Source organism: Vibrio sp. GLN_1 (assembly GCF_043106015.1).
GTDB classification, from domain to species: domain Bacteria; phylum Pseudomonadota; class Gammaproteobacteria; order Enterobacterales; family Vibrionaceae; genus Vibrio; species Vibrio parahaemolyticus.
The window spans coordinates 22,930-31,935 of sequence record NZ_JBICMD010000023.1; the positions used below are offsets into that span (position 1 = coordinate 22,930).

5 protein-coding genes are annotated in these 9,006 nt (G+C 45.1%); 4 read left to right on the forward strand and 1 reads right to left on the reverse strand.

What is annotated here, in order from left to right; genetic code table 11:
• Positions 1 to 23 precede the first annotated feature (23 nt).
• Entirely contained in the window at positions 24 to 1,616 is a 1,593-nt protein-coding gene (purH, locus tag ACF8OV_RS11790; protein WP_203505262.1) for a bifunctional phosphoribosylaminoimidazolecarboxamide formyltransferase/IMP cyclohydrolase, read from the reverse strand.
• A gap of 265 nt (positions 1,617 to 1,881) precedes the next feature.
• Between purH and zntR the strand changes: the two genes are divergently transcribed.
• The 4 genes from zntR (at position 1,882) to ACF8OV_RS11810 (ending at position 8,310) form a co-directional block, all read left to right on the forward strand.
• A complete protein-coding gene (zntR, locus tag ACF8OV_RS11795) occupies positions 1,882 to 2,280 on the forward strand; it encodes a Zn(2+)-responsive transcriptional regulator (protein ID WP_203505260.1) in 399 nt (132 codons plus the stop codon).
• Between the two features lie 165 nt (positions 2,281 to 2,445).
• The gene (gene cadC / locus ACF8OV_RS11800; protein WP_031778175.1) at positions 2,446 to 4,014 is read left to right on the forward strand and encodes a lysine decarboxylation/transport transcriptional activator CadC; all 1,569 of its coding nucleotides are present in this window, start codon (positions 2,446 to 2,448) and stop codon (positions 4,012 to 4,014) included.
• Positions 4,015 to 4,714: 700 nt separating this feature from the next.
• Positions 4,715 to 6,058: a cadaverine/lysine antiporter gene (gene cadB / locus ACF8OV_RS11805; protein WP_005383654.1), complete on the forward strand. Its 1,344-nt coding sequence runs from the start codon at positions 4,715 to 4,717 to the stop codon at positions 6,056 to 6,058.
• Between the two features lie 116 nt (positions 6,059 to 6,174).
• Positions 6,175 to 8,310 carry a lysine decarboxylase CadA gene (locus ACF8OV_RS11810; RefSeq protein ID WP_025523408.1) on the forward strand — a complete coding sequence of 712 codons (2,136 nt, stop codon included), beginning with the start codon at positions 6,175 to 6,177 and terminating at the stop codon, positions 8,308 to 8,310.
• Positions 8,311 to 9,006 lie beyond the last annotated feature (696 nt).

Sequence of the window (9,006 nt, forward strand, 5' to 3'; positions counted from 1 at the left end):
CAGTGCCAAATACGATGAGGAAATTAGTGGCGGAAGTGGCGCATACCCGTGAAGATCATCGCCATGCCGTGCTCATCTGCTGCTGCGATAACTTCGTCGTCACGCATAGAACCACCTGGTTGAATTACGCACTTAATGCCGGCTTCTGCTGCGGCATCGATACCGTCGCGGAATGGGAAGAAAGCGTCAGATGCCATTACGCTACCGGCAACTTCTAAGCCTTCATCTGCGGCTTTGATGCCGGCAATTTTCGCCGAGTAAACGCGGCTCATTTGGCCTGCGCCTACACCGATAGTCATGTCACCTTTCGCGTAAACGATAGCGTTAGATTTCACGTATTTCGCTACCTTCCAGCAGAATAGGGCATCTTTAAGCTCTTCTTCTGTCGGTTGACGCTTAGAAACCACTTTAAGGTCGTCTAGGCTTACCATGCCTTGGTCGCAATCTTGAACCAGTAGACCACCGTTGACGCGTTTTACGTCAAAGCCAGTTGTCTTCGTTGACCACTCGCCACACTCTAGTAGACGTACGTTCTTCTTCGCGGCAACGACTTCAATCGCTTCAGTAGAAACAGAAGGAGCAATGATTACTTCAACGAATTGACGTTCAACGATAGCGCTAGCCGTTTCTGCATCTAGCTCTTGGTTGAATGCGATGATGCCGCCGAACGCTGATGTTGGGTCTGTTTGGTAAGCGCGGTTGTACGCTTCTAGGATGTCTTTACCTAGCGCGACGCCACATGGGTTGGCGTGTTTTACGATTACACATGCTGGCTCATTAAACTCTTTCACGCATTCAAGTGCGGCGTCCGTGTCTGCGATGTTGTTGTAAGAAAGGGCTTTACCTTGGATTTGGCGAGCAGTAGAAACAGACGCTTCTTGTGGGTTGGCTTCGACGTAGAACGCGGCAGCTTGGTGGCTGTTCTCACCGTAGCGCATGTCTTGTTTCTTCTCGAATTGTTGGTTGAAGGTGCGAGGGAATTTACTCTCTTCATCGCCTTCCTTGTTCTCACCGTAAGATGGAACCATGGTACCGAAGTAGTTTGCGATCATGCCATCGTAAGCGGCGGTGTGTTCAAATGCTGCGATAGCAAGGTCGAAACGCGTTTCTAGAGTTAGGGACTTGTCGTTTGCGTCCATCTCTGCGATTACGCGGTCGTAGTCTGAAGCGTTTACAACGATAGTTACGTCTTTGTGGTTCTTCGCTGCTGAGCGAACCATGGTAGGACCGCCAATATCGATGTTCTCTACTGCGTCAGCAAGAGTACAGCCATCTTTTGCAACGGTTTCTGCAAATGGGTATAGGTTAACAACGACCATGTCGATTGGGTTGATGCCATGTTTTGCCATCACGTCATCGTCTTGGCCACGACGACCCAGCACACCACCGTGAACTTTTGGGTGAAGCGTTTTAACGCGACCATCCATCATTTCTGGGAAACCAGTGTAGTCAGAGACTTCAGTTACTGCGATGCCTTGCTCTGCAAGTAGACGAGCAGTACCACCAGTAGATAGGATATCGACACCGCGCTCAACAAGAGCTTGTGCAAACTCAACAATACCTGTTTTGTCTGATACGCTGATAAGCGCACGGCGAATAGGACGAGCGTTATTCATGCTTCCATTTTCCTCAAATTCACGGAGTTAAAGATGTTTGCCAAAAATGAACTTGTTTTCACCTCTTGGGGTAAAATATTGGCCAGTTTTGGTAAAGACCTTTGCAGGTGTTTTCATGTTTAGAAAACAGTCTCCACATTTGATGGCGCGTATTCTAACCAATTTATTACAAAAAAGCTCGCGCAATCGTTTGGCATCTCAAAAATAATTGCAAAAAAGTCGTTCTTTAGCTTTAAAAGTAACGAGATAGTTAATAAGGAAAGTTATGTTTCAGATAGGTGAGTTGGCAAAACGCTGTGGTGTGACTTCAGATACACTGCGTTTTTATGAGAAAAATGCGTTGATAAAACCCGCAGGGCGAAGCGAATCAGGCTACCGACTTTATAATGAAGAGAATCAAAAGCAGGTGCGCTTCATCTTAAAAGCGAAAGAGCTAGGGTTGAGTTTGGATGAGATAAAAGATCTATTAGAAATTAAGTTAGAGGTGACAGAACACAGTTGTGCAGAGGTAAAAGCCATTACTTCTGCCAAGTTAGAGCTGATCGACGAGAAGATTAATGAACTGACGAAAATTCGCCGTGCTTTGAAGAAGATTAATGATGCGTGTTGTGGCCATACAAACGATGATGCCAGTCATTGTTCTATTCTTGCAGCACTTGAGTAGTCTCATTTTTGCATCACTTAACTTAAGTTTGCATTTTTGGCGGCTTGCTTTTCTAGGTGCACGCCGTTTTCCCACCTATAATCTCGCTTTTGGTCGACTGTGCGAATGTGAAGTTCCATCATTCCTACAGCGATAGCTGTCTGGTAGATACGAGAGTTTTCATACATGGTTGGAGTCTATTTTCAAATCAATGACTGGGTTTTAAGCGTTGATGAAAATAAGCTGTATCGACAAGATAGGGAAGTTACTGTTGAGCCGCGCTTAATTAATCTTTTGCATTTCTTAGCTGAGCATGCAAATGAGGTGTTCAATCGCGAGGAATTGATCCAGTACGTTTGGGCTGGGGCGATTGTGACCGATCAAGTGGTGACTCAGTCCATTTTTGAGTTGCGTAAATTGCTGCGTGACGGTCGGGAAGAAAATACCAGTTACGTCATTACTGTGCCGAAACGTGGCTACAAGCTGGTAGCGAACGTGACTCCGATGACGCATGAAGAGTTTGTCGCAAGTCGCCAAAGTGAAGAGGAAGAGAACGCCCCTTTGGTTGAAGAACCAGAAGAAGAGACTCTGCCTATCGCACCTGCCGTTACTTTTCCTGCCGGCCCTCTGACTCGTGCGGTCTGCGAGATGTCGAAAGAGAAAAAGGCCCCTCAGAAAAAAAATAAAATCAGCCCGTGGCGCTTGGGACTGATGAACTTCATCTGGATCAGTGTTTTGGTCGTGGTGATGGGCGTGTTTACCTACAAGCAATCGGAAGTGCGTATTACCCAAGCCATCGATACTCACCTTATCGAATTCAAGTTTCAAGATAACTTCACGAGCGAAGGGTTAAGCTATGACTTGGCAGACGGGTTTGCCCAAAAGTTGATGTCTGACATTGCTCAAGTCAGTGATTACCGAGTCATGCTAAAGAAGGCGTCGTTTACTTCTGGCATTGTGCCTGGTAAATCCGTTGTGGTACGAGTTCGTGAAAATGACGGTGGCAGCTTTTTAGAGGTGGAATATCGCAATAACTCATCTGAAAAGGTGTTGTTTAGTCGTCAATACGCGTTAACCAGTAGCCATTTAAAGACAGTGCTTCAACAAGCGTCGTTGGATTTGATGCAAGTGCTGAAAGTGCCGGATGCCAAATTAAAATCTACGATGCTGGTGGCGGGAATGCCCATGAATCCCGATGCCTTGGAATTGTTTGTGCAAGCTAACCATTATCTTAATGTCTCTGATGCAAAGCAGTTTCGCCAAGGCATCGATTTGATGGAAAATATTTTAGAAATCGAGCCAGATAATGCTTATGTTCAAGCTGAATTGCTGATTGCTTACCACGTGCAGAAAGTGCTCGATTCGTCTCTTGAGCTAAAGAAAGGGCGAGTGCAACAACTCAGCGATGCGCTGGAAACCAACGTGAAAATGATGGTTGGGCCAATTCAACCTCGAATTTATGAAGCTTTGGCCCTACACGAAACCATCGCTGGTGACATGGCTTCAGCCAAGCTGCATCTTGGGCAAGCGTTGAGGTTACGAGATTCGGTGCTGTCTTATGTGATTCGTGGTAAGCATGCTGAATTGGATGGTGATCTGGATTTGGCCAGTGAGTCTTACAGCGAAGCTTTTTATATTGATACGTCGGTTGAGACGTACCTGCTGTGCGAAAACTTGGTCTTCCCAAGTAACATGAAGGCGATTGATTACGCCATGTATCGCGCTGTTCACCCTTCTGTCGTTCGAATGCTTTAATTTTCTCGGACTCAAATACTAGCCCCTCATTTCGGTGAGGGGCTTTTTTGTCGCTGTCGAAAAGTGAAAAAGCTGGGGCGGTGGGGCAATGACTTACGAAGGAGCTAACAACGCAAGCTTGCAACGGGAAGACATATCCGGTTTGCTTCTCTATCTCTATCTCTATCTCTATCTCTATCTCTATCTCTATCTCTATCTCTATCTCTATCTCTATCTCTATCTCTATTGATTGTATGGAGTGTCTGGCTGAGTTATGTGGCGAGAATGATTCTGATGCTTTCTTGCAGGCGAGATGAATATTGATGTGGGTCAAAAAGCGCGATCAGGGAGAGATTTATGGAATCAACAGTTCAGGAAATTAACCCTTCGGGATGGGGAAGTTGATAGAGGTTGATAACTTTTATCGCGATTACCGACGAGTTGATGAGAGTTTATCTATCGGTAGAAGGTTTGATGTTTTTCTTATAACTACATGAATAATTTGGTTTTATATTTTTGTGTTTATCATGTTTATCTCAACTTGATGTTGATTAACTAATCATTTTATTGATAACGCCAAGTTTATTTTTTTCCCGATTTTTGGGCGTAGTCTTCACTTCGAAATTTAGCGAGGTCGAGCAGGTATCTACTTCATAGCATCTCGCTAATAACCGTTCAGTTTGAGTCACGTTGACTTGAGTAGAATAGATTTGGAGATGTTATGTCATCGAATACGAAAAAAATCGGTCTAATTGCCTGTACGGGTGTAGTCGCCGGTAACATGATGGGTAGTGGTATTGCACTGTTACCTTCTAGCCTAGCTTCAGTAGGCTCTGTTTCAATTTTCAGCTGGCTGATCTGTTTGATCGGTGCACTGAGCCTTGCGTTTGTTTACGCTCGTCTGGCAACCAAAAACCCTCAAGAAGGTGGTCCTATCGCTTATGCGGGCGAAGTTTCCCCAGTCTTTGGTTTCCAAACGGGCGTGCTTTATTACCACGCGAACTGGATTGGTAACCTAGCTATTGCTATTACAGGTGTTTCTTACCTTTCAGTATTCTTCCCTGTGCTTAATGACCCAATCCCAGCGGGTATTGCGACGATTGCATCGGTATGGATCTTCACTTTCGTCAACCTACTTGGTGGTAGCTGGGTAAGCCGTCTATGTACGCTTGGTCTTGTTCTAATCCTAATTCCAGTTGTTGGTACCGCTCTATTTGGTTGGACGCACTTCGACACTGCGCTATACAGCCAAAACTGGAACGTATCTGCGGGTACTGATAGCCATGCGATTGTGACTGCGGTTCTTATCTGTCTATGGTCATTCGTTGGTGTGGAATCAGCAGCAGTATCGACAGGTATGGTAGAAAACCCTAAACGTACTGTACCGCTAGCAACCATGCTGGGTACTGGTATCGCAGGTGTGATTTACATCCTATCAACTCAAATGATCAGCGGCATGTTCCCTGCTTCTGAAGTTGCGGCATCAGGTGCGCCATTTGCATTGGCTACCACTGAGCTATTCGGTAGCTGGACTGCACCATTCGTATCAGCATTCACTGCACTAGCATGTTTTACTTCGCTAGGTTCTTGGATGATGCTGGTGGGCGAAGCTGGTAAACGTGCAGCAAGCGATGGCAACTTCCCTAAAATCTACGGCGAAACTGACAAAAACGGTGTGCCTAAGAAAGGTCTAATCCTTGCGTCAATCAAGATGACAGCATTAATGGTTGTACTGATGTTCTTCAGCTCTAAAACAGCACACGCATCAGACCTGTTCAATCAGCTAACGACTGATGCAGTTCTACTAACTATGCTGCCTTACTTCTACTCAAGCATTAACTTGATCCGCTTTGAAGGTATGACAACACGCAACGGCTTCGTAATGCTGTTCTCTGGTGTAGCTTGTCTGTTCTGCTTCATTGCCCTTGCTGGTGCAGAAGGCGGTACGCTAACAGCAACCTTCATCGTGTCTCTCGTTATCTTGATGTTCTACAGCAAAAAAGCCGGCTTAGCTCAGTACATGAAGCTACACGCTGACGACATGCCTGCTCAAGCAAGCAACTAATCCCCAAACGCTGGCACTTCGGTGCCAGCCAATAAAAAACAAATTCACTCGGCGCTCACCTTACTCACTGCCTGTAAATGGCAGAGAGCGCCTTCATTCGCCTTGGAGATGTCCAAATGAATATTTTCGCTATCTTGAACCACATGGGTGTGTTCTTTAAAGAAGAGCCAGTTCGTCAACTTCACGCTGCTCTTGAGAAAGCGGGCTACGAAGTGGTTTACCCAGTAGATGATAAAGACTTGATCAAAATGATTGAGATGAACCCACGCATTTGCGGTGTGCTGTTCGACTGGGATAAATACTCACTAGAGCTATGTGAACGTATTAGCCAAATCAACGAAAAACTGCCTGTTCACGCATTTGCTAACGAACAGTCTACTCTCGATATTTCACTAACAGACCTACGTCTGAACGTGAGCTTCTTCGAGTACGCTTTAGGTATGGCTGACGACATCGCTATCAAAATCAACCAAGCGACCGAGGCATACAAAGATGCCATCATGCCTCCATTCACTAAAGCGCTATTCAAATACGTAGAAGAAGGTAAATACACCTTCTGTACTCCAGGTCACATGGGCGGTACTGCATTCCAGAAAAGCCCTGCTGGTAGCATCTTCTACGATTTTTACGGTCCAAACACATTTAAAGCGGACGTATCAATCTCAATGCCTGAGCTAGGTTCTCTACTAGACCACTCAGGTCCACATAAAGATGCAGAAGAATACATCGCACGTACCTTCAATGCAGACAGTTCTTACATCGTAACTAACGGTACGTCTACATCGAACAAAATCGTGGGCATGTACTCAGCACCTGCGGGCAGCACAGTACTGATTGACCGTAACTGTCACAAATCTCTGACTCACCTAATGATGATGAGCGACGTGACACCAATCTACTTCCGCCCAACTCGTAACGCATACGGCATCCTTGGTGGTATTCCACAAAGCGAATTCAGCCGCGATGTCATTGCAGAGAAAGTTGCGAAAACACCAGGTGCAACAGCGCCAAGTTACGCAGTAGTGACTAACTCAACTTACGATGGTCTGTTGTACAACACGCAATTCATCAAAGAGTCGCTAGATTGTAAACACATCCACTTCGACAGTGCTTGGGTGCCTTACACTAACTTCAACCCAATTTACGAAGGTAAATGTGGTATGAGTGGTGAAGCGATGCCAGGCAAAGTGTTCTACGAAACACAATCAACACACAAACTGTTGGCAGCGTTCTCACAAGCTTCAATGATTCACGTGAAAGGTGACTTTGATAAAGAATCTTTCAACGAAGCATTCATGATGCACACTTCAACTTCACCTCAGTACGGCATTGTTGCTTCTACTGAAACTGCAGCGGCAATGATGCGCGGCAACACTGGTAAGAAGTTGATGCAAGACTCTATCGATCGCGCAATTCGCTTCCGTAAAGAGATCAAACGCCTAGAAGCAGAAAGTGACAGCTGGTTCTTCGATGTATGGCAACCAGAAAACATCGATACCACAGAATGTTGGAAACTAGACCCTAGCGATACATGGCACGGCTTCAAGAACATGGATGACAACCACATGTATCTTGACCCAATCAAAGTCACGCTACTGACTCCGGGGATGAATAAAGAAGGCGAACTAGAAGAATCAGGTATTCCTGCTTCGCTGGTGGCTAAATTCCTAGACGAGCGCGGCATCGTGGTAGAGAAAACAGGTCCATACAACTTGTTGTTCCTATTCTCAATCGGTATCGACAAATCAAAAGCAATGCAATTGCTACGCGGTCTAACTGAATTTAAACGTGGCTACGACTTAAACCTAACCATCAAGAGCTTCCTTCCTTCGCTATATAACGAAGATCCAAGCTTCTATGAAGGCATGCGCGTTCAAGATTTGGCACAAGCAATTCATAACCTAACTAAGAAATACAACCTACCAGAGCTAATGTACAAAGCGTTCGATGTTCTTCCAGAAATGAAAGTAACACCACACGCAGCATGGCAAGAAGAGCTTCGCGGTAACGTAGAAGAAATCAAACTGGAAGAAATGGTTGGTCGCGTAAGTGCGAACATGATCCTTCCTTACCCTCCAGGTGTGCCACTAGTACTTCCTGGTGAAATGGTGACTCAAGAGTCTCGCCCAGTGCTGGACTTCCTAGAGATGCTTTGTGAGATCGGTGCGCATTACCCAGGTTTCGAAACCGACATCCACGGTCTATACCAACAAAAAGATGGTAGCTACACCGTAAAAGTATTGAAGAACTAAGTTCCTCTCGAAGATGACGCCATTGGGAATGCAAGCATGCTCCACTCTTACGAGCTCAATGTGTCATCGAACAACCACGACATTTAGATATACCCCTAGCTAATCTGTCGTAAAAGAGAAGGGCAAGGATGCTCTGATCTTTTCTTCTATATATAGAAGAAACACTTTTCCAAGACTTCACCTGAAGCATCCTAAATAAAAAGCAAAGACCAAAGAGCAGTTCGTCATCGTCCTGCTCTTTTTTTTCGTCTTTATATAGATAGAAAGAGAAAAAAGAACCAAGACAGATAAGATCAGCAACCGAAATCGCAAAGAAATCGGCGATCTTTTAATGCAGAAGTCAGGTGTTTCTTCATGAAAATATCCTCTGCAACCCGAAATATTAGACAAGATCGTTGAGTATCTATGCATAATGCTCGTTATTTGTTCGGTTGAAAGTTTTTTTGTAAAAAACGCTTGTACTAATTTCTCAACTCCCTATACTGCGCATCCACCGACACGGAGTGAGACGAAAGTCACACAGCGAGTCGGAACTGAGAGAAAAGAAATTTGAAAAAAATGCTTGACTCTCTCACGGTGTGAAGTAAGATACGCACCCCTAACGACGAGCAACTAAGTTGCTGAAAATGTTAGAAAAGCTCTTTAAAAATAAGAACCTATCAATCTGTGTGGGCACTCGTTGATGATAATCCAATT